We start from the raw sequence: 22,927 nt of genomic DNA, 5'->3' as shown, positions 1-22,927 counted from the left end.
AGGATGAGTTGTGTGCTCATCCTTTTTTATTATGGTACTTTTTTGCCCTGCGCACAAAGTACACCGCCAGAAGAACCACCCCGGCGACCTCAGTCAATAAGCCCATCATAAGCAGCATTGCCGCACCAGGTAAATGTTCCAGCTTAAAAAGTGCTCCTATAAGGTTAGTAATAATTCCCACAGCGGTTAGGATAATAGCAGTAATGATTAGTGTCTTCATAAAAGATAAAAAGCGTTTGTATTAACTGTAAAGAAAAACGCCTCAAACCAGAAAGTCTGAAGCGTTTTACTAAATATCAATATAGGATTAGTCCTTTATATTTGTTTTCGGTTTGCGCATAATCGCCACAATCTCCACGATAAAACCTAATATAACAACAATAGGCGCTAAAGTGATTCTTCTGAAGCTGAAGATATCTTTTGAATATACATTAGGATCTTCACTTCTCCCTCCGGCCATCAACATAAAGCCAATGATGATGAGTACCAGCCCGGCGAACATTAAATAATAGTTTTCTTTACCAAACATAAAAATCTTTGGTGTACCCTTTTTATTAGAACTTGGTGTTGCCATTTTTTGAAAATTAGAATGTCAAAAATAGTAAATTAATTATTAATACAAATCTTCTACCTTAAGTTTTAAATATTTCAGTACAGAACGATGGGTACTGATGAGCGAAATCAAAACGCCTAAGATTAAAACCAGGATCAAAAGCCCGATGAACAATGTATTGTCGTTAAAGGCATTCAGCTCCGGGAAACGGCTTAATACAAAGTATTTCAGTCCCAGGATAGCCAGAATGGCTACTGCCGCGCTGATCAATCCGCTATAAATGGCCGAACGATCAAAAGGACGGGCAATAAAGTGATGGGTAGCACCCACCATTTGCATGGTCTTAATCGTATGGCGACTACTAAACATGGATAAACGTACCGTATTATCGATCAGGAAAATAACACTAAATAATAAAATGGCCGAAATGATGGCCAGGATGATACTAACCCGGTTAAGCGTACTGTCCAGCGTATTGACAATCGGTTTTGGATAGACAACTTCCCGTACAATATTACTTTGCAATAAAAAGGCTTTGATCTTCTCCATACTGTCTGCATTCACATAGGCTGGGTACAGGTTCAGGTTCAGGGAAGTATACAAAGGATTAAAGTCCAGCAATTCGGTAAAGTCTTCATCATATTCTTTCGCAAACTGTGCCGCAGCTTCTTCCTTGGTAATCATTTTGGTTTGTGCGATGAATTTTTGCTTTTCCAGGATGTTCAGTAAGGCTGTGGCTTTTTCGGTGCGGGTATTATCATGCATGATTACCTGCATCTGTATATTTCCTTTCAGAAATTTGTTCATTCCCCTTCCATTCAGCATCAGCCAACCTAAAGAACCCAGCAAAAATAAAACCAGGGCCACGCCGATAATCGAATAAATATATGATGGTGTTACTTTTTTCATTTGATTGTATTAATGGAAATGCAGCCGGCTGTATTTCCGAATTTGCTCAAAAATAGTAAAAAACTAGCTAAACTACGGACATTAACATTGGATAAATAGCCACATTTGTCTAAATTTGCTAGATTCAAAAAATTAAAAAACACTAAATTCTCAATTGGTTCCAAATGGATAAATTAGCAAGCTTGCAGCAACATACCGAAAAAGCCTTATTGGGTGGCGGCTCTGTAAGAATAGAAAGTCAACACAAAAAAGGAAAGCTTACGGCAAGAGAGCGCGTGCAATTATTATTAGACGAAGGTTCTTTTGAAGAAATTGGAATGTTTGTAAAACACCGTTGTACCGATTTCGGGATGGAAAACGAGCAATACCTCGGAGATGGTGTGGTGACGGGTTACGGTACGGTAAACGGTCGTTTGGTATATGTATTCTCTCAGGATTTCACGGTATTCGGTGGTAGTCTTTCTGAAACACAAGCGGAAAAAATATGTAAGATCATGGATCTGGCCATGCAAAACGGCGCTCCGGTTATCGGTTTAAACGATAGTGGTGGTGCCCGTATCCAGGAAGGCGTCGTGTCTCTGGGAGGTTATGCCGATATTTTCTATCGTAATGTACAGGCTTCGGGTGTAATCCCGCAGTTATCGGCAATTATGGGGCCTTGTGCCGGAGGTGCCGTATACTCTCCCGCTATTACCGACTTTATCCTGATGGTCGAAAATACCTCATACATGTTCGTAACCGGGCCCAATGTGGTCAAAACGGTAACGCACGAAACGGTAACCAGTGAAGAGCTGGGTGGTGCTATGACACATGCTGAGAAATCGGGTGTAACGCATTTTGCCTGCGCCAATGAGATCGAGTGTATCGATTATCTGAAGAAATTATTGAGCTATATGCCTCAGAACTGTGAGGAAGATGCTCCGATCTACCCTTATGAGGCGGGCAATGAGTTACGGGAAAAATTAAAAACGATTATTCCGGAAAATGCAAATCAGCCTTATGATATGAAGGAAGTGATCGAAGAGTTGGCGGATGCAGATTCTTTTGTTGAAGTACATAAACACTATGCCGAGAATATTGTGGTGGGGTTTGCCCGTATTGCCGGCCGCAGCATTGGTATTGTAGCCAATCAACCGGCGAGCATGGCGGGTGTACTGGATATTAATTCTTCTAAAAAAGGCGCTCGTTTTGTGCGTTTTTGTGATGCCTTTAATATTCCTTTACTCGTATTGGTCGATGTACCGGGCTTCTTACCGGGTACCGATCAGGAATGGAATGGCATTATTTCTAACGGCGCTAAATTATTGTTTGCTTTAAGTGAGGCTACGGTACCGAAATTGACCGTAATTACGCGTAAGGCTTATGGTGGCGCTTATGATGTAATGAACTCCAAGCATATCGGTGCAGACATGAACTACGCCTGGCCAACAGCGGAAATTGCAGTAATGGGTGCAAAAGGTGCGGCTGAGATCATCTTTAAGAAAGAGATCGCGGCAGCAGAAGATAAGGACGCGAAATGGAAAGAAAAAGAACTGGAATATACCGAGAAGTTTGCGAACCCTTACGGCGCAGCAGCACGTGGATTTATTGATGAGGTGATCTTACCAGAAACAACCCGTGAAAAACTGATTAAAGCCTTTAAGATGCTGGAAAATAAAGTGGTTAAAATGCCGAAGAAAAAGCATGATAATATTCCTTTGTAATCCTGATATGATTTATATAAAAAAAGACGACCGATGGTCGTCTTTTTTTATGCTATTGGGTTTGGTTTATTTACCACAGCTATTGTATTCCTTCATAATTCTTAAGAACACTTCATTGTTCTCAGCTCCATTAAACATATTGTATTTATAGCCGTCTTTTTTATCCTTAATTTTTTCAGATACTTCGGGACAATCTTTCAGATACTCACTCATTTTTTTCGCAAAAGGCGTAAAGGTCACATCTACGATCTCATGGGCATTTTTGAATTCAGGTAACATTACATAATAGCCTGTGGCAACGGTGTAAGCCTGACCGGCAGAAAATTCCTTTGCATTTTTCTCCAGTTTTCTAAAGAAATACATTTTGAATTTATCGTTTTCACTTTCATTCAGCATTTCCATAAAGACGCGGGAATTACCAATGGACAAATCATCTTCTTTTGTTCTGATCGGATAAAATACTTTATTCTTTACGATAAAGCTTTTTACATCACCGCTCTTTAATTTCTTAGGTTTCATCTCATTGGCAGCTGTGAACATGATGAATTTCATATCACTTAAATCTGTAGTAACCACATATTTAATTGTGCCTTCCTGCGTGGTCCCATCTTCTAAAGTCACACTACCCGAACCATCAATCACATAAGTATCCTTTTCCAAACGACCCAAATCATCTGCCTTACCGGCAAACTTGTTCATTTTATCTAAAAACTTTCCCTGCGCCTTGACCTGGCTCAGCGGCAATAAAAATATTATTGCTCCAAATAAGATTTTTTTCATGTTTGATTGTTTATATTTAGGGACAAAAATATAGAAAAATGTACAATAAGTTACTATCCTTATTTCTCTTTCCCCTATTTCTGTGCAGTAACAGCTATGCACAGGAAATTTCCTTTGATAAGAAATCGGGGAATTTTCAATCTGAAGGTAAAAGTATCGCCTTATTGAAATCGGAAAAGGTGAAAAGTATCGGTAAAAGCTATTTTGTGATGGACCCCACCGGTGTGAAACCCCTGCTTTCTTATCAATTGCAAAGTTTCGAAGACACTTTTGGTAGTCAAACAGTGTATTATTATACAATTGAAGCACCGGAGCAAGGTTACAAGGCCTACCGGCCTAACTTTACGGAGACGATGAATACCTTTAAAGAGGTAGGCGATCATGTGACTAAGGAAAACCTGCTGACGGCTACAGGTGCCCTTAACGAGACGGTTTTAAAGGCTTATTTTGAAAAGAATGTTGCGGCAAATATTGACTATCCTTCCCGTCATGCGGCGATTAATGATTCGCTGATGAAACTGGTGAATGTACCGGCCGATCCCGTAGATCGCGATAAGCGTAAAGCCATCACAGCAAATGAATACGGTAAGATCGGGCAAGGTAATGTCGTGATCGGTTATTGGGAACTGGTCGTGGGACAAAACACGGGATTCAATGCCGGTAAAAATTATGAATTTTTGATCCGTAATATCAATGGGGGTATTATTTGTGTGTCCTGGGTAGAACTATCGGGTGCGCATACCTATGCCTTTAAAAACGGCATGCGCAGCCAGGAAAAATGGCAGGTCCTGGACTTGGTCAATAAGAATCCGTTGGATACCCCGCTGGGGCAACAAAATTACGCCATATACCTGGCGAGCAATTTAATCAGAATGGGACTCTTGTAGTCCCATTCCGGTTTTTATTTACTTTCGAGCAAGGCATAGATTGCAAAAGATGCCAACCAGTGTTCTCCACCATATCCCCCGTCGAAGATCTGTGGCAAGGTAGCATTCAGGAATTGATCTGCGGTGGCTTTAAATAATTTCTGATTAGGATTGGTATCATAAAGCTGTGCCGCAATTGCTTTCATACACCATGCGCGGCTAAAAGACAAGCCATCAAGATGTACGGTCTGATAATCGCTGCGATCACTGACGACCGGCGGTTCGCAGATGCGTTTAATACTTCTCGTACTATAATATTTTGAAAACCAGGTATTGAATTCTTTTTGATTCAGCACCCTTCTCATCAGGTCGGCCGCCATTAGGCTGGGAGAGAAGAAGTCACTGCCATCCGGCTCCAGATAAGCGGGAATATCCGCATTATTCAGGTAAAAATCTTTTGCTTTCCCTATGATCAGTTTCAGGAATACTTCGTCTTTCTGGCTCTTCGCCCAGTCATAAGCAAAGGCAAGCCCAAAGGCCGTATTCGGGTGTACACCCGTGCGATTCGGATAAGTTTGTTTGGGCAGATAGGCTTTCCAAAGCGCTACAATTTTTTGGGTAAGTGGCTGCATGGCCTCATGCCATTTGTGAAACTGCGGGTCTTTTCCCTGAGCCAGGGCTTCGTCCAGTTTGAGCAACCAAGCCCAGCCATAGGTACGTTCGTAGGTATTGGAAGCCGTATATTTTCCAAAGTAGCTTGCCTCCTGTTCCATTTTTTCCCGCTGAAAACTATTGTTTAATATTTTGATAATGATATCCCTGTCGGGTAAATCGGGATATTCCTGCAAAAGTCTTACCAGCATCCAGTGCCCGTGCACACTACTGTGCCAGTCGAGACAACCATAGAAGACAGGGTGCAATTCGCTAGGCAGCAATTTGGCATCCCCGACCCCATCGGATAAATGTGAGGTTTTATTAGGAAATTCAACCGGGATGCAACGCAGCGGCAGCTGGCTCAGCTTAAATGCGATTGGGGGTGTGAGCCGGGTTTGTGCGTTCAGGTGCCCGGCTGCACAGACAATGCTGCACAGACTTAAAAGGGTGTATACCATTTTTTTCATAGCTACTAAAATAATTAATTTATAGCAGTCGCCATCCTTTCTTTTTCAGAATGGTTTTGCAGGAAGGACAAAAGCCCGTTTCCTCATCGGTAGGATTCCCTCCCTCTGCATCGCGCATGTAACAAGTTTGCTGTGGGCAATGATCCAGGCCTTGGGAATGTCCGAGTTCATGTATGGCCACTTTATAAAACTGTTCCGGTATTTTTTGTTTGTCCAAACGGAAAGTAGACACTACGCAAGCCCGGCCCGGCCGATAGGCCAGGCCCATAATACCCCAATCGGCAATACCATCCTTAGTAGTGCTGATGTCCTTTTCGGTTAGGGTAATCCAAACGGTATCTTTCCCGGCTTTTCGATGAAATATACTGATGATCGAATCGGCGCGATACCGGTTTCGGACAGGATAATAAGCCTGCTCCGGGAGGGGTATATTTTCTTGAAGAAGTGTATTGGGATTAACGATTTTAATTTGGTTCCATACCGTCCGGGAAAGCGATTTGGGGAAAGCGCCTAAAGGCTGAATGATAATTATTTTCGGAGCTTTCGGAGCAACGGTATTGCACCCCATTGCCATCAATAGCGACAATAAGAGGAGCGATACATAATTTTTCATAGGCTGATTGTGTATGCCCGGCAATATAACCTTTTGCCGATTTCATACATTATTCAAATATATCAAAAGAAACAGAAAGCGACAATACAAGGTTGTATTGTCGCTTTCTGTTATCCGGTAGGCATTATTATAGTTTGATCTTCTTGGTCTTTGTACCTAAACCAAGATTATACGAAATACCCAGGAAGGGAGATATTTTCAGGCGCTCTACCAAAGGTACCGCACTCTGCACTGTCAGTTGCGATTGTGAGATATCTGTATCTACCGTGTAATGGGACGCTAATATTTTCGATTTACCCATCATCCCGCCAAACGTCACAATGAATCTTTGGTCTTGTCCAAAAAGTAGTGAGCCTCCTAAAAGATAGTTTAAGTTCTGGACATTAAGATTATAGGAGATCCCGGTTGTCACTCCTAAGTTAACAAATCGGCCCGTTCTGCAGTACCCATGTGCCATTAAAGCCAGACCTGTATTAAAGCGTAATTCTTTATTTTTATCCTTGATCTGCACATTACCGTTAGCTGCATCTACGATCACGTATTCCTTATCATAAATCGCATTAAATACAAACCCGGAACTAAAATCTAATTTAAATCCCCCTTTATTAGCAAAAGGAATAATCAAATCCTGGCTTGCCAAGTTTTCCTTATTCAAAAATTTAATATTGATGCTGGCATTATCAAAGTTTTGTACTTTAAAAGGGAGGAAATAATAATCTCCATTACCTTTTTCACGAACGGTATCTGCTTTTACAGCATAAGAAACAATAATGCTGTCCTTTTGGCGATTCCCTTCCTGCATATTTAGTTGGTGTAAATTGATAAGATTTTTTTGCCAATCAACATCTTCTTGGGCAGCTTCAGCTAGTTTGGCAAACTCTTTGTGTTTAGATTTAATGTATTGTTTAATAAAATTTCTCGCAACACCAATCTCAAGGTCTTTAGTAATCGTCGTTGTATTGAGTTTTTTGGCATTATTCATCTTGTTCAAATCTTTTCTCAAATCTTCACCCTTCAAGTAAGTTTTTCTTAAAACTTCAGATTCGGGAAGATTCAGTTTATTAATCATTTCTCTAGCAGAGTCCGTCTCTTTATCAACTTTTTCAATCGCAGCTTTAGCCGCAGCTTTAGCTGCAGCTTGGCTCTCAGTAGTTCCGACTTCTCCATCATTCTCCTTGCCTCCATTAAAATTCATAAAACTTCCAAATTGAGTTCCCATTTCTAGGTGACCATTTGCAAATTCAACCTCTGCCTGGAAGACGACAGAGTCTTTTGTACCCGGGATATTGGTCATCACAAACTGCACCCAATCGTTAATGTTCAATTTATCGATAATACCATCTTCAAATTTTTTGGTCATATAATTAAACCTGATTTCCCTGACCTGTACCTTAGCCGTGTCTTTGGCGCAGCCGTTTCCTTTTTCTGCATAACTACCGATACACAGAAAAAGTGCTATTAGTGTACATAAATATCTATTCATAATTGAAATGTTTTAATCCTGCCTACTCTAAACGCCGTTTTCAGCTTCCCGGTTATGTAAGAATTACGCTTCAAATGTAGCGCTGAGCCGTAGCCGGTACAAGCGTACATACACGGAGATTGCTACCGTAAAAACCTACAGAAAGAACATGTAGTTTTTACGGTATTTTACAGAAAAGAGAAATAAATAATCGCCATTAAAATCAGCTAAAATACTTACCTGTAAAGTCTTTAAGCAAAAATTCCGTTCGGATTAAATAATGCATCGGCAGGGCGGCTATTGTTTTACGGCATTTACGATTGTACTTTAGAAGAAGCATTTTCACCTTTAAATCTAAAATTTATGAATTTAAAAATCCCATTAGCTGTAATTGCAGGTATTGCTATCGGCCTTACACCTACGTTCTTTCAAAACAAGAAAGATTTTCCAGGAGACCCAAAACATAGGCGCGTTCCATATGCATATGCAGATACCGTAAAGCTAAATATTGAACAATATCAGAAGTTGACACTTTTGGATACTACAGATCATACAAATTACCAACTACCTCATGGTGAACTCCACTCTATAGAATCTCTAGGTAGTATGTATGAAGCAATGGATTCTGTCAGAACCGCAATTAAAAAAGAAAAGGAATTTCAAGATAAAGAAGTATATATTGGTGTATTTCCAAGTATAAAAGAAGATAGTCTTGGCAAAAGACTATCTTTTTATTGTATCGCAACTATAGGCGAAAAAGGATTAGTAGATATACCTGGAAAACCAGTAAAAGAATCGTCTATTATTCTTTACAACAAACTGGATCAAAGCAATGTAAATGATGATATACAGAAAAGCATTAAAAGTAACATTTATAATATCGGGAATCATTACCCTTAATCAATCATCTTAATAACAAACATTACACTTTAAAACAAAAATTATGAAAGGAAAAACTTTACTCATTTTATTTATCGGGATAATTATTGGCTTTTTCATATCAAAGATATGGGCATACTATAAGCACTACAGCAACCTCGATCCCGCGTTTTTACCACTTACATACAAAGAATCGGATACTGCAACTGACCATATTAAAGAATACAGGGGATTAAAATTGACGAATATAAACGGAACGGATGTATACTCTCTACCTCATGGTGAACTGCATTCCATTAATTCGCTATTAAATATGTATGATTCTATGCGTAGTGTACAGAAAGTGGTAGACAATTATTTCCCTGGTAAAGAAACCTATATCGGTATTTATCCTTACATTAATAAGGACAAAAGGTTATCCGTATATCTTATTCCTACGATCGGAGATCGAAATCTAATAGATTCTTTGGGTTCTCCAATAGATACTGCCAAGATTATCGATTATATTGATCTAGTAAATAGGTATGCAAAATATCCTGAAGTAATCACAAAAGTTAAAAGCAATGTTTTTAACATCGGCAACCATTTTCCATAAGACATTATGATTGTATACCTGAATATCCTTTTTGAACTCATCTGTTTCCTTCTTGCCTTAATCACGCTGACTAAAGCGGGGAAAAAGTGGCTCATGTTTATTCCTTATCTCTTTATCGTTTTAGGCATAGAGCTTTGGGGTATGTATGCTTATGCACAGAAGATCAACAGTAATGTGGTATACAATTTTTATGTCCTGCTCAACTTTGTATTTATACAATTCGTATTGCATAAGATTTGCACCATAACGACAAACAGGGATAGAACTAATGTTCTATTCCTGTTTATTTTTACCCTTTTCTTTGTTTCGGAGGTATACTATTTCGGTTATAAAAACTTCGCCGTCAAAAGTATTATCTTCTCTTATTTCCTGATCTCTGTCCAGTGCCTCTATTACTTTTATACGCTACTGAAACAAGATTCCTTTGTCAACCTTCCTCAACATGCCCCTTTCTGGCTGGCCGCGGGTATACTCTTTCATGCTATTGGCAGTACCGTTTCCTACCTGTTTTATGACTATCTGGTAACTATCTATTTAGAATTAGGCATTCCCGTTCGTCAAATCATTTTTGTTTTCCTTAACTTTATACTATATGGCTCCTGGAGCTATGCTTTTATATGCAAGTATCGGCAACGAATATCATCCTGATCGTCTCCCTGATCACTACTATGACCCTGATCGTAGTTGGATTTCTACTGGCCTATGTCGCTATATACAACAAACGAAAAAAGAAACATATCGAGGAAAAGGATAAAATGCAGTTGGCTTTTTCAGCACAATTGCTACAGTCGCAACTCGAAATACAGGAACAGACTTTTCAAAATATCAGCGAAGAAATCCATGACCATGTAGGGCAATTGCTCAGCCTCGCCAGTATTCAATTACAGATGGTTTTACACAATCAGGAGCAATCGGAAGTGACCCTAAATGAAATCAAAGAAAATGTAGACACTTCTCTGGCCGACCTGCGTAGCCTGGCCAAAAACCTGAATGGCGGATACCTGCAACAGCTCAGTCTCACGGCGTTTTTGCAGCATATGCAAAAACAGTTGGGCCGGAATAATTATATGCAATGTCAGGTTGAAATACAAGCGGAAGAGCAGGCACTGCCGGTACAACATAAGATTATTCTTTTCCGCATCTTGCAGGAGTGCTTTCAGAATGTAATGAAGCATGCGCAAGCTACTCTAATTGAGATCCGGGTAACTTATGATGAAGTAAAAGCATTGACCATTAACTTCAAAGATAACGGCAAAGGATTTATAACAGCACCCGATACGATCAAAGGCTTAGGCCTGCAGAATATGCAGCATCGTATAGCCTTACTTCAAGGTACCCTGCACATAGAAAGCGAACCCTCAAAAGGCACCCTTATTCACCTTAATATTCCTCATCATGAATGCTAAATATACCAACGTTGCTATTGTAGATGACCATGCTTTATTTCGTAAAGGACTAAAGATGTTGATTAATAATATTGCTCATCACGAAGTCACTATGGAGGCGGCCAACGGACAGCTTTTTATTGAGGCACTCCAACCTGATAAACTTCCGGACATCGTACTGCTCGATATCAGGATGCCCGAGCTGGACGGCTATGATACGGCCGGCTGGCTGAGTGAGCATTATCCGCAGGTTGCCATCCTTGCTTTGAGCACCATGGATGATGAGGCGGCGATTATTAAGATGATCCAAAAAGGCGCTAAAGGTTATGTACTAAAAAATGCAGAAACAGATGAACTGCATAAGGCTATAAAATCAGTACTGGAACAGGGGTATTTTTATAATAACCATATTACCCATAAAGTGATCAGTACGATTGGTGGGGTGATGAATGGCAGTTCTACCATCGCGACAATCATTAATCTTACCGAAAGGGAAAAAGAATTTTTAAAACTCGTCTGTACCGAATTAAGTTATGCAGAAATCGCCAAATGTATGTTCCTGAGTCCAAGAACGATTGATGGCTACAGGGAAGCGCTCTTTGAGAAATTCCAGGTTAAATCGAGAGTAGGACTAGTACTCTACGCGATTAAAAGAGGGATTGTCATATTATAATAATTGAGTTCCCGCTTTTAGGAAACACAGGCCTACTTTAATTCTTTTGATTTGGATTTATAGGAACTGCTACCTTTTGCCTTGATGCAAAAGGTAGCGCCAAAAAATCAAGGCTGTATAAATCCTTGGCTAAAAATCAAGGTGTCGGTCGGTCGCAAACTAAACTAGCTGCGCTCAGACAATGGTTTGCGCCTTTATCGACCGAGCCAATGATTTTCTTAACGCCGGATTTATAAGGCCGGTCTTAAGCGATCTGTTCTGTACCGATCGCTTATTGTTTTCATCACAGCGATAGCAATACAAATAGAAAAGGGGCAGCTTATATAAGCTGCCCCTTTTCTATCATTAAAACACTAAACATTAGCGTTTTTCTATCACTATTTTATCTTTAAACAAAATATGTTTATTGCTTCTGATTTCGTAGGTATATACGCCATCAGCAAAGGCATGAATATCTAAGCGCAACTGGTCTTCTATACTCATCTCCTTACGAATTACTTCCTTTCCGCTGATATCGTATAGAGATATATTCAGCCTGTTGGAACGATTTTGTTGGTCCCTGTCATGCACGGTAAACTGTATATACTCAGATGCGGGGTTGGGTACTGCTGTTACAGACATCTTATGATCCAGAACGGCATTAGCATTAATGGGCCTCCCTTCTCCGGGTCTGGATGGGGAACAAGAACACTTACTAACCGAAAATTCCGTTCTTGAACTATCCGGCATTACTGCCTGTACTTTCCAGGAAAAACAAGAGGCCAGGGATAAGGGTACAAAGAGATTAGGACTATTGGTATGCCTTACAGTCGACAAACCAAAGTTGGATCCAGGACAACATGCCGGATCATATGTAGTAATAGATACTTTATAGTAAAGTGCTCCGGTAACAGGTGCCCAGGAGAGATTACTTCCACCCGGATCGGGAATACAGTCTAAACCAACCGGTGGTGGTATCGGCGGTGTACAGGAGCATTTACTATCTGAAAATAAAGAACGGGCACTATCTAACATCACCGCCTGCACTTTCCAGGAAAAACAACGGGCTAATGTAGCCGGAACACTTAGACTGGCCGTATTGGTATTTCGCACGGTAGACAGGCCTATAGGACTGGGGCCTGAGCAACAAACAGGATCGTAGGTGGTTATAGACACTTTATAGTAGGCGGCTCCCGGGATAGGTGTCCAGGAAAGATTACTGACATCTTTACCAGGCGCACAATCCAGCCCAACCGGTGGTGGCGGTGGTAATGTACAGGAACATTGACGATCCGAAAATTCTGTTCTGCAACTATCTGGCATTACGGCTTGTACTTTCCAGGAAAAACAGTGCGCCAGCGTACTGGGAACAGAAAGACTCGGTGTACTTGTATTTCGTACAGTAGATAACCCGATAGGATTAGGGCCGAGACAACAAGCGGGATCATACGTTGTGATAGATACTTTATAATATACAGCACCCGGCACCGGATTCCAGGAAAGGTTACTGCTATTATTACCCGGAACACATTTAGGATTGGCAGGGGGAGGAGGCAAGTTGGGACAACAAGAAATATTGGCACAGATATCATCTACATAAGCATAGGCATAGTGAACATTCCATTTGCAGGCCGCCACGAAAAATTCTATTGTATATGTTTTTCCCGCCTGTGCATCAAATTCTATATAATTACAGTCCCAGTCTCTCCATAAAGTAGACACCTTCCAATTAGGGCTACGCCTGCAGTCTGGAATATCTGTTGTTTTAAAATTGCTTCCTGCAGACCCGCTGGAAACACATACGCGGGAACCCACTTCATTCCCACCATTATCCAGTACACGGGCTACAAAAAATGCATTGCCATATGCCTCTGCCCCGCTATGAGGCGCCTGTACAACCAAAGCATAAGAAAAATTGATCCGGCCTTTCCCTGTAGTGGAGGAAGAGAAGGACTTCTGAAGCATATTGATCCCAAACTTATCACAATTCTCATAACCATTTATTCTTATCGCATGCTTAGAACCATTATGGGTCTGATTAATCGCCGGGATATTAGGATCCGGGATGTTATTGGTCACCAGAAAATTGTTAGGATCCGAGAACCCAACATTAAGATAGCTGACACTTGTAGTCGGAATAAAACTACATAAGCCCCCGGAATAATAATAATAAGTAGCACCCGCATATCCATTGTACCCTTGGGAGACTAGGTTCGCAGATGTTGCCGTTTCAAAGTCTCCATAATTACACAGCATATTATCGGCACTGGCACCGGTAGGCTTAGCGTTTGGTACCGGCTCCAACTGTACCCGGCCGGGGTTGTATATGGCCACGGCCTCCGGATGCTGTTTAAAATACGCCTGGCGATAATGGTCTTTTAAATAATCTTCTGTCATCCGGGGTACTTCAGATGCCGGTACCTCATCATGCCCTTCCGTTGCCAAAAATTCCCGTCTCAGCTTTTCATTCACCGCGCTCTGCTTCATTTGCGCTGCAATAAACGAAGTGATCTTCTGCTCCTGCTCTGCCATCTGCCGATGCCATTCTGATCGCTCCGTATTTTCGACCTGCGCATAAAGTCGAGGAGGCAAGGCCATTAGACATAATGCCCCTACAGCAATAAAATGTTTCCATTTTTTCATAAATATTATTTTAAATAGTTTTGGAATAATGCCACAACTAATTTCCACCATTGTAGTTGTTTGAAAAACAAGAAGTTTACACATTGTCCTTTGCAGTTCACCATTGTGTATTTTAAGGTATGTTTATCCCAATAATGATAGAAAATACCCTAAATTCACAACCCGGATTACCTGTCTATACGGCAACAGTATTACGGTGCCTTACTTTACTCAATGCGATTACTGTAACTTGCTATTCCCAATGTGTAAAAACATAATATTGCTGCTCTTCTGTTTCTATACGATCGCAGCACATGCCCAAGACTATAATTATATTCACTACACGGCAAAAGATGGCCTTGCCGGAGAAACTGTATATACAATTACCCAAAGCCATGACGGCTTTTTATGGTTTGGCACAGAATCGGGATTAAGCCGCTTTGACGGCACTAAGTTTACCAGCTTCACGGTTAATGATAAGCTGCCTTCTAACGAAGTATTCGGATCTTTAGAAGATAAGGAGCGGCGCTTATGGATATTTTCTTTTTCAAAAGAAATCGCTTTTTATAAAGATGGACAGATCTACAACAGATCCAACAGCAGATTGCTTCAGGGTATCCGGCCAAATTTAGAATTACTCAGTATTTCTCTTGATCAGCAGGGCAAATTGATTTTCTATGACGACAGTTTACGGGTCACAACTATTGACAAGGAGGAAGCCATCAGCTATACCTACAATCAATTTAAAATTGATTACCGATCCTTGGCAGAAGGAAGAAATCTACAAATGAGTTTGTTGCGATTTCCGGATACCATAAGCTCCTTTGTCCTCCGGTATTTCCATACAAATGATACCAATAAAATTGGCGTATTCAAACCCGGGCATCATATATTAGCGTTTCAGAAATTTGGAAATGCCCGTCTGATATGGGATATGAAAGCAAACAGGTTTTTTACCATAAAAGATCCTTCCACTTTTTTTCAATATATGTCAGACGGCGATCTGGTAGGCAGGTATGCCAAGGGTGGCGCGTGTATATATGATTTCCGCAGGGATAAACTAAAAAAAATATTTTTGCCGCAATATATTATCAATGGCATTTTTCAGGACAGGGAGCTGAATACCTGGTTTTGTACCAATGGAAATGGAATATTTAAATTACCTGCGCTCCGGGTGGCCACTTATACACTACACCCCACACAACCGACTCCGATCCATACCATTTATGCAAAGGGTGATCATGTTTTTATCGGGGGTGAAAAGGATGTTTTCTGGAAAATGAAAAAACTAAGCAGATCCGGAAATTATGTCGCTGATCAAAAATATGCACCCATCCCGATAGATTGGCTGGCATTCATCCGGAATGCACCGGAACAATTGCTGAATATCAGGAGCAATACCTTAAAACTTAAAGAGTACAATTATGCCTATGTAAAAAGCATCTATTTTTTTAAAGACACCCTGCTCATTTCCAGCTTCCGGGATGTAAGGCTATACAGAGATGACCATATCTCTCTGAATAAAATAATTTATAACAAAAGAGCAACGACCGCCATCAAGCATAATGATCATTATTACATCGGAACCCTGGAGGGCTTAATTATTCTCGACAAGCAGTACCGTATTATCGATACGCCTATAAAGCAACGCATCAGTTCATTTGCAAAAGATACCAACGGCATACTTTGGGTATCGACTTATGACCAGGGTATTTTCAAAATGAAGGAAGGACGCGTGCTTGCTAATTACCATAAAGGGAATAGTGCATTGAACAGTAATTTGTGCCGTTGTTTGTACTTAGACCAACATTTTTTATGGGTTGGAACAGATCAGGGGGCACAAAAATTCGATATTAACCCATCACACACCACACCGGAACTAAAGGATATTTATACCGCCAACGAGGGCTTAAACAGCAATGTGATCAATGCAATACTGGTAAAGGATTCTGTGGTCTATATCGGAACACCAAAGGGCCTTAACGTTTTTGCCGAGCCGGCAAACCGGGCAAATCGCCTGTTCAACCTGGCATTGACCGGAATATCTATCGGGGGTAAGGCTATTGCACTCAATCAAGAACCGATACTCCCCAATAAGCATAACCAAATAAAATTTGACTTCTCTGCGATTTCCTTTTCCCTGAATAATATAAGCTACAGATACCGGATATTAGGATTGAATGCAGCATGGCAAACAGCCGCAGAACCATTTCTAAACTTCATTTCCCTGCCTTCCGGCGATTACACCTTACAGGTGCAGGCAGTGCATTCTTTAGGTTATAAAAGCCCGATTATCGAAAAAAAATTCCGTGTAGCCAAAGGAATATTTGACTATTGGTGGTTTTGGGTATTGAGCGCATTGGCTCTTTTCTTTATCTTTTTATTTATACTGCACAACCGGGTTCGGAAAGTACGCCGAAAAGAAGAAGAGAAGCATAATATCAACAGAAAGATGGTCGAGATGGAGCAGATGGCCTTAAGAGCACAGATGAATCCTCATTTTATTTTTAATTGCCTCAACTCTATTCAAAATTATATCCTGAAGCAAGATGCAGCCGGCGCCAACTTGTATTTATCAAAATTTGCCGGCCTCGTCCGAAAGACCTTGGAGCATTCTCCTAAAATCTATATCTCTCTTCAGGAGGAGATGGAGTACCTTACGAACTATATTGAGCTGGAGCGTTTACAGGCCAACCATCCTTTTAATTATACCATTAGGATAGTTCCAAGCATACACCCTGCACAAATACAATTCCCCAATATGATCTTACAACCTTTGGTGGAAAATGCAATCAAACATGGCCTTAGCGATGTACCTGAAAACGGAATGCTGGACATTAGCCTGCTCCGCTCGGAAGAGGGTATGCTTATCTGTACGATTGCCGACAATGGAGCCGGAATCGAGCGTACGCGCGAAAACAAAAAACGAACCGGCCATCAGTCTAAAGGTTTGTCCCTGATCCGGAAAAGAATTGAAACCCTTAACCTAATTAGTAGTCAGCCCGAGCAGATCAGCTTAACTATTGAAGATCTTAAATCGCAAGGGACAAGCGGTACCAAAATTGTGGTCATCTTACCTATTAAAGTATACAAATCTGAATTATAATGAATAAGATTAAGGCTATTATTATTGATGATAAGAATATGAATATCGAGATGCTGCAACAGCTCCTCGAGCAATTTTGTCCTTCGATACAGGTTGTTGCTACCGCTACAGATATTGCAACAGGTTATGCCACCATCAACGAACACCAGCCGGATCTGGTATTCTTAGATATTGAGCTGAATAAGGGTACGGGATTCGATCTGTTACATATGTTTCACCCCGTCTTTTTCAAAACAGTCTTTACTACCGCCTATGATCAATATGCACTTGAGGCATTCAGAGAACATGCCGTTGACTATTTACTTAAACCGATAAACTTACGCCACTTGCAGGAGGCCATAGCTAAGGTACAAGCCTCCCTGCCACAACAAGCTATAAAAATGCCGGTATATGAGGTGCCCCTACCCAAAACCAAAATAAGCCTGCCTACTTTAGAAGGTTTTCTGTTTATAGACTATAATGATATTTTGCGTTGCGAGGCATCGGGAAGCTACAGTAATTTCCATCTTTCCGATGGCCGGAAAATCATGGTCAGTATGCGTTTGAAAGAATGTGAAACACTCTTACCTGAACAGGTTTTCTATCGGGTGCACCATTCTCATATCATTAATGTAAATCATGTGGTCAAATATATAAGAGGCCGTGTGGGACAGGTGGTCTTAACGGGCAATGTCGTCGTAGAAGTTGCCTCTTCTAAAAAAGAGCAGTTCCTGCAGTCGCTAAAAAAAATGTGGTAGTGGCTCAGGGCTACCAACAGATTTCTTTTTATAGATTTACCGAACTAAAGTTACCGTGCCTTGTTTTTTGAAGACTTTCCCTTCCTGGGTTATGGCATCAATCATGTATATATAAACACCTGTGGCCTGGGCAGCACCTTTAAAATTACCATCCCAGCCTTGTTCAATATTTGTCGTGCTAAACACTTCTTCTCCCCAACGATTGAAGATTTTAAATGAATGTAATGTAGCAATCCCTCTCTTCGAAGCTTTAAAGCTACTGTTATTCGGTGTAAAGGCATTTGGCATATCAATTACCGTACCTTTTACATACACATCGGTAGAATCAAATATGCTACATCCATTTTCGGTCGTTGCCCTAACAAAATAACGCGTGTTCACCTCAGGACTCATCAAAGGATTACTGATGCCGGTGCTGTTCAGGCCCGAATTAGGAAACCAGGAAAAATGTACTGCATTCGTTAGCGGCTCCATCTGGTACGTTTCCCCCCCATAAATATTAATCGAACGCGGAATATTTAAAACAGCTGCAGGATGCACCGTAATCTGTACCTGCTGTGTATCGCGACAACCTTTGTTATTGGTGCCTATCACAGTATAGTTCATGCTTGTCTCTGCACTGGATACCGGATTGCTGCTTGTAACCGTATCCAGATATAAGGCAGGCGACCAGGCGTAACTTTGTGCACCGGTAGCTAAAAGCGATACTTTATTGCCCGGGCAAATACCGGTATCTGTAAGATTCACTTTTAAGAAATCGCCGGGATTTACAATCACATGAATCGTATGATCTATAGAACAAGGAAGATTATTTTCAGTACGCGTTACCCTTAAGGTATAATCCCTTGTTGTCGTCGCGCGCAGCCAAACGTTTGGATGCTGGCTATTATCCAGGCCTGTGGCAGGACTCCACTGGTAGGTATAATTATTATTTAAAGGCAGCGCCATTGTCTCTAGCCTTACCGTATCATACTGACAGGCAATAATCGAATCCATAGCCACAATTTGTTGTGCAGTTGCAATCACCGTAAGGTTTAAGGTAATGATGCTGTCACATCCCCCAGGATTGATAATGGTATCGGTAACGCCATAGATACTGGACGTATAATGTGTTCCGTTAAAATCAAATACCTGACCCTGACACATCGTGATGTCTTTTATCGCGGTGGGATAAGGGTCGACAATCAGGTTAAGGGTTACAATGCTGTCGCAACCCACCGGGTTGGGAAACGTATCGGTAACACCTGTTACACCGGAAGTATAGGTGATGCCGTTAAAGGTATAAGATTTACCCTGACAGATATGCACATTTCGCGTACCGGCCGCATAAGGATCAAGAATAAGGTTTAAGGTAACAATACTATCGCAACTCCCCACATTAGAAAAGGTATCGCGGATCCCTGAAACAGCCGTCGTATAGGTTATTCCTTTAAAGGTGTATCCCTGGCCCGGGCAAATACGGGCATTACGCGTTGCCGTGAGGTAAGGACTAACCGTAATGGTACCCTGGAGCGAATCTACACCACAACCACCTATCGTTTTTACTTTATATAGATAGCTTCCTACTGTAGTTGGCGTACCGCTTATCGTAAATATTTTGCTCGTTGTATTATATACCCCCGATACACCGGCAGGCAGGCCTGTCGTAAGTACCCCGGTTGCATTCGACACCAAAAAAGTGATGGGCGCTGCCATGGCCCGCTCGGTGCAGGTACTGATGTTTGCGCTGGCACTCGTTAAGGTAATCGTGGCTGCAGCTGCATTGTTGGAAGGCACAACACATCCATTGCTAAAATAGGAAGCCACACCCGTCGCGGAGAAATTGACAGAAGCGCCCGGCACAGACGCTAATTGGCTTCTGTCATAAGTTACGGTTTGGCTACAATTGACCGGTGCAGAAACACTTAAGGTAAGGCTACGGGTACCCGTTCCGCTGTTGGCAAAATGCCCGGTTCCATTACTTGCATTATTATTAAACAAGACATAGATATCTTCCCCAAGCACACCAAATGAAACAGAGGTCACATCTACATTCTGGCTGGTAAAGACAATTACTTTTGCATTGGCGGGTATGATATTAGCCACGGGCTCTATGAGCCGCCCACAGCCGCCGGCAGCAATAATAGCATTATTAAAAGTGCTTACTTTCGTAGCAGTAGCGGCATTTTGAATAAAGGCAGAAAAATTGATCGTGGTCGTTGCCCAAACAATATCAATATTATTTGTGTTGATGGCATTAACGCCATTATTAAAAACAAAAAATTCATTAAGCCCTTCTGGGGTTGCGCAGGCCTGGACAAAAATACTTAAGACACGAGGGCATTGTGCGGGAGCATTAATAATGCAAAAAAACGAGAGCAATAACCCTGATAGTTTACGTATGATACTACTTTTTGTTTTCATGATTCCGTGTTCTGACGCGGCAAAAGTAGCCTTCTAAGGTTAAGCAGATATTAAATGCTGATATACTGTACATTAAGTTTAGGAAAGACAAAAAACCCCGGCACTGCCTTGAAGGCGGTGCCGGGGTTGCACGAACATATGATTACATAGGCTATTATCGGATTAAGGTAACGGTACCTTGTTTTTTGAATACTTTTCCTTCTTGGGTCAAAGCATCTACTACATACACGTAAACACCTGCAGCCTGAGCGGAGCCTTTAAAACGGCCATCCCAGCCTTGCTCAATATTTGTCGTACTAAATACTTCTTCTCCCCAACGATTAAAGACTTTGAATGAATTTAAAGTAGCAATCCCTCTCTTGGAGGCTTTGAAGTTGCTGTTATTCGGCGTAAAGGCATTTGGCATATCAATTACCGTACCTTTTACATATACATCCGTAGAATCAAATATGCTACATCCATTTTCTGTTGTTGCGCTAACAAAATAACGCGTGTTCACCTCAGGACTCATCAAAGGATTACTGATGCCGGTGCTGTTCAGGCCCGAATTAGGAAACCAGTAAAAATGTACTGCATTCGTTAGCGGTTCCATCTGGTATGTTTCCCCACCATAAATATTAATCGAACGCGGAATATTTAAAACAGCTTCCGGATGCACTGTAATGTGTACCTGCTGGGTATCGCGGCAACCTTTATTACTGGTACCGACCAAAGTATAATTCATACTTGTTTCTGCACTGGATACAGGATGGTCGCTTGTAACGGTGTCCAGGTATAAGGCAGGCGACCAGGCGTAACTTTGTGCACCGGTAGCCAAAAGCGACACTTTATTGCCCGGACAAATAGCCGTATCTGTAAGATTGACTTTTAAGAAATTGCCCGGATTCACGATCACATGAACGGTATGATCTATAGAACAAGGAAGGTTGGGATCATTGCCCGTCACGGTCAACTTATAGTCTATAGACTTATCCGCAATCAGCCACACATTCGGTTGGTTATTTGTATTGATGCCTATATTTGGCCGCCATTCGTATGTAAAATTAGTATTGATTGGCACAGTTGTCGTTTCAAGCCTAACGGTATCATATTGACAAACGATCAGTGAATCGGCACCTAAAATGCTGCCCGGCTTGGGTACGACATGCAGGGTGACGGTCGATAAACTGTCACAACCATTTACATTCTGGAAGGTACTGTCATAACTCCCGGATACATGCCTAAAGATTCCGAAAATACTCATAGAATCCCCTTGGCAGATATAGGCAACATCATTAGTGGCCGTCGTGGTCAATCCGATTGTATATTCACCTGTAACCTGTAAACAACCATTTAAAGTCATCGTACAGGTATAAACACCGTTCAGATTGGTTTGCGCATTGGTAAAATTTATGGACTGTGCCGTACTGGTAAAGCCATTGGGCCCGGTCCAGCTATAATTGGTATATAGCGTATTGGGGGCTACACTTCCCGGAGCGGTTAAACCAAAATCGCCACCCACGCAAGCATGACCATTAAAGGTAATAACTTGCTTTACGGGTGTAATGGTAATATCATCAATAATACAACCCAGGGTACTTGGATTATTTACATTCTCAAGATCAAGCGTGACCGTAGCAGTAGTCGGTGTAAACTGGAAGCTGGCGCATTGCCAGTTCCAGGTAGTATTGGAAGAGGCAATATCCTGCGTCAGAAACAAGTTGGCCCCATTATAGACTTTTGCTCTTATAATGGATGGAATCGGCGGCAAGGCAAAACCAGTGCCCCCAATAACCCTTCTGCTGCGTCTTAAAGACAAATGATAGGTCTCTCCCGGAGTAACGGGTATGTTGACTTGTCTGAAATTAGATTCGTTATCGATCTCCCCCGTAATGTTGGTAGCAAGGGCACCTCCATAAAGGTTCTCCGGATTTGTTTCTGAGGTCGTACCCGGCGCATAGAATGTCCAGCTGGCAGTACCGGCAGTAAATGTCCCGTTGGCCACCAGGTTTTGGGCATGTGTACCTGTTCCGAATGCCAGTAAACATAGAGCGGCAAATGAAGCAACGTAATTTTTGAATTTCATGATGATTTGTATATAAGTATTAAGGTGGCGGTAGCAGCACTCAACGATACATTTCACAAATAGCTTAAGTAAACCTGTGAATATTTTATTATGCATTTGTGCTACCTTAAAGAAGACAGTAAGCCTTGGTAATACGTTTGTTTTTTGAAGAAAATAAGGCAGTGTAGCCCCGGGGGCAAAGCCGCAAAAAGCTGTTTCGAAAGTTTAGAAGAGCATTAAAGGATTCGTTTTATCACTGCGTTCCATGAGTAGCAGCATATCCAAAATAACCAGACTAATCGATGCATTAATAAAGTCTAGCTCCTTCCCTCTTTTCCGGATACACCAGGTATGCGCATATAACGTTTCACAAGGGTGTTACTCGCTTTGCCCATTCCACAAGTACATATAAACCAATCTGTTAATACATAGTTATTCGCTAAACGTTGACATAGCTACCCTTCCATTCTTAATACTTTTACGTCAGAAATCTACCT

General features: G+C 41.4%; 19 protein-coding genes. 9 read left to right on the top strand and 10 right to left on the bottom strand.

Going from position 1 to position 22,927, the window contains the following annotated elements; translation table 11 throughout:
• Nucleotides 1-16: 16 nt before the first annotated feature.
• The 3 genes from DBR32_RS13630 to DBR32_RS13620 form a co-directional block, all read right to left on the bottom strand.
• The gene (locus DBR32_RS13630) at nt 17-220 is read right to left on the bottom strand and encodes a hypothetical protein (protein WP_124636917.1); all 204 of its coding nucleotides are present in this window, start codon (nt 218-220) and stop codon (nt 17-19) included.
• 87 nt (nt 221-307) lie between these two features.
• Complete coding sequence (locus tag DBR32_RS13625; RefSeq protein WP_124636916.1) at nt 308-574, bottom strand: DUF3098 domain-containing protein; 267 nt, start codon at nt 572-574, stop codon at nt 308-310.
• A 39-nt stretch (nt 575-613) separates the two neighbouring features.
• The gene (locus DBR32_RS13620) at nt 614-1,462 is read right to left on the bottom strand and encodes an ABC transporter permease (RefSeq protein WP_124636915.1); all 849 of its coding nucleotides are present in this window, start codon (nt 1,460-1,462) and stop codon (nt 614-616) included.
• A gap of 164 nt (nt 1,463-1,626) precedes the next feature.
• Between DBR32_RS13620 and DBR32_RS13615 the strand changes: the two genes are divergently transcribed.
• Complete coding sequence (locus DBR32_RS13615; RefSeq protein WP_124636914.1) at nt 1,627-3,165, top strand: acyl-CoA carboxylase subunit beta; 1,539 nt, start codon at nt 1,627-1,629, stop codon at nt 3,163-3,165.
• 66 nt (nt 3,166-3,231) lie between these two features.
• Here DBR32_RS13615 and DBR32_RS13610 read toward each other — a convergent pair whose 3' ends face one another.
• Complete coding sequence (locus DBR32_RS13610) at nt 3,232-3,945, bottom strand: hypothetical protein (protein ID WP_124636913.1); 714 nt, start codon at nt 3,943-3,945, stop codon at nt 3,232-3,234.
• Nucleotides 3,946-3,983: 38 nt separating this feature from the next.
• Between DBR32_RS13610 and DBR32_RS13605 the strand changes: the two genes are divergently transcribed.
• Nucleotides 3,984-4,832 (top strand): hypothetical protein, encoded by an 849-nt coding sequence (locus tag DBR32_RS13605; RefSeq protein WP_124636912.1) that lies wholly within the window; start codon nt 3,984-3,986, stop codon nt 4,830-4,832.
• 14 nt (nt 4,833-4,846) lie between these two features.
• On the opposite strand, the gene DBR32_RS13600 is transcribed toward DBR32_RS13605, so the two are convergent.
• The 3 genes from DBR32_RS13600 to DBR32_RS13590 form a co-directional block, all read right to left on the bottom strand.
• A complete protein-coding gene (locus DBR32_RS13600) occupies nt 4,847-5,932 on the bottom strand; it encodes a DUF2891 domain-containing protein (protein WP_199724506.1) in 1,086 nt (361 codons plus the stop codon).
• A 19-nt stretch (nt 5,933-5,951) separates the two neighbouring features.
• Complete coding sequence (locus DBR32_RS13595) at nt 5,952-6,545, bottom strand: Zn-dependent protease (RefSeq protein WP_124636911.1); 594 nt, start codon at nt 6,543-6,545, stop codon at nt 5,952-5,954.
• Between the two features lie 127 nt (nt 6,546-6,672).
• The gene (locus DBR32_RS13590) at nt 6,673-8,028 is read right to left on the bottom strand and encodes a hypothetical protein (RefSeq protein ID WP_124636910.1); all 1,356 of its coding nucleotides are present in this window, start codon (nt 8,026-8,028) and stop codon (nt 6,673-6,675) included.
• A 342-nt stretch (nt 8,029-8,370) separates the two neighbouring features.
• On the opposite strand from DBR32_RS13590, the gene DBR32_RS13585 reads away from it, so the two are divergent.
• From DBR32_RS13585 to DBR32_RS13565, 5 genes are read left to right on the top strand one after another with little or no spacing between them, the layout of a single operon-like run.
• Nucleotides 8,371-8,907, top strand: coding sequence for a hypothetical protein (locus DBR32_RS13585; protein WP_124636909.1), 537 nt, complete (start codon nt 8,371-8,373; stop codon nt 8,905-8,907).
• A gap of 43 nt (nt 8,908-8,950) precedes the next feature.
• Complete coding sequence (locus DBR32_RS13580; protein WP_124636908.1) at nt 8,951-9,481, top strand: hypothetical protein; 531 nt, start codon at nt 8,951-8,953, stop codon at nt 9,479-9,481.
• A 6-nt stretch (nt 9,482-9,487) separates the two neighbouring features.
• Nucleotides 9,488-10,129 carry a hypothetical protein gene (locus DBR32_RS13575; RefSeq protein WP_124636907.1) on the top strand — a complete coding sequence of 214 codons (642 nt, stop codon included), beginning with the start codon at nt 9,488-9,490 and terminating at the stop codon, nt 10,127-10,129.
• On the top strand, nt 10,099-10,887 hold the full coding sequence (locus tag DBR32_RS13570; protein ID WP_124636906.1) for a sensor histidine kinase: 789 nt from the start codon (nt 10,099-10,101) through the stop codon (nt 10,885-10,887). The genes DBR32_RS13575 and DBR32_RS13570 overlap by 31 nt, the downstream gene beginning before the upstream one ends.
• Nucleotides 10,877-11,539 carry a response regulator transcription factor gene (locus DBR32_RS13565; RefSeq protein WP_124636905.1) on the top strand — a complete coding sequence of 221 codons (663 nt, stop codon included), beginning with the start codon at nt 10,877-10,879 and terminating at the stop codon, nt 11,537-11,539. The genes DBR32_RS13570 and DBR32_RS13565 overlap by 11 nt, the downstream gene beginning before the upstream one ends.
• A 360-nt stretch (nt 11,540-11,899) precedes the next feature.
• Here the strand turns inward: DBR32_RS13565 and DBR32_RS13560 are convergent, their stop codons facing one another.
• Nucleotides 11,900-14,161 (bottom strand): T9SS type A sorting domain-containing protein, encoded by a 2,262-nt coding sequence (locus tag DBR32_RS13560; protein WP_158606000.1) that lies wholly within the window; start codon nt 14,159-14,161, stop codon nt 11,900-11,902.
• A gap of 241 nt (nt 14,162-14,402) precedes the next feature.
• Here DBR32_RS13560 and DBR32_RS13555 point away from each other — a divergent pair, with 241 nt between their 5' ends.
• Nucleotides 14,403-17,246: a histidine kinase gene (locus DBR32_RS13555; protein ID WP_124636903.1), complete on the top strand. Its 2,844-nt coding sequence runs from the start codon at nt 14,403-14,405 to the stop codon at nt 17,244-17,246.
• Nucleotides 17,246-17,983 carry a LytTR family DNA-binding domain-containing protein gene (locus DBR32_RS13550; RefSeq protein ID WP_124636902.1) on the top strand — a complete coding sequence of 246 codons (738 nt, stop codon included), beginning with the start codon at nt 17,246-17,248 and terminating at the stop codon, nt 17,981-17,983. The genes DBR32_RS13555 and DBR32_RS13550 overlap by 1 nt, the downstream gene beginning before the upstream one ends.
• A 36-nt stretch (nt 17,984-18,019) precedes the next feature.
• Here DBR32_RS13550 and DBR32_RS13545 read toward each other — a convergent pair whose 3' ends face one another.
• A complete protein-coding gene (locus DBR32_RS13545) occupies nt 18,020-20,386 on the bottom strand; it encodes a gliding motility-associated C-terminal domain-containing protein (protein WP_124636901.1) in 2,367 nt (788 codons plus the stop codon).
• A gap of 154 nt (nt 20,387-20,540) precedes the next feature.
• Nucleotides 20,541-22,451: a gliding motility-associated C-terminal domain-containing protein gene (locus DBR32_RS13540; protein WP_158605999.1), complete on the bottom strand. Its 1,911-nt coding sequence runs from the start codon at nt 22,449-22,451 to the stop codon at nt 20,541-20,543.
• Nucleotides 22,452-22,927 lie beyond the last annotated feature (476 nt).

The sequence above is a fragment of the Taibaiella sp. KBW10 genome (assembly GCF_003852495.1).
Taxonomy (GTDB): domain Bacteria; phylum Bacteroidota; class Bacteroidia; order Chitinophagales; family Chitinophagaceae; genus Edaphocola.
This window is presented reverse-complemented; position numbering and strand designations above follow the sequence as displayed.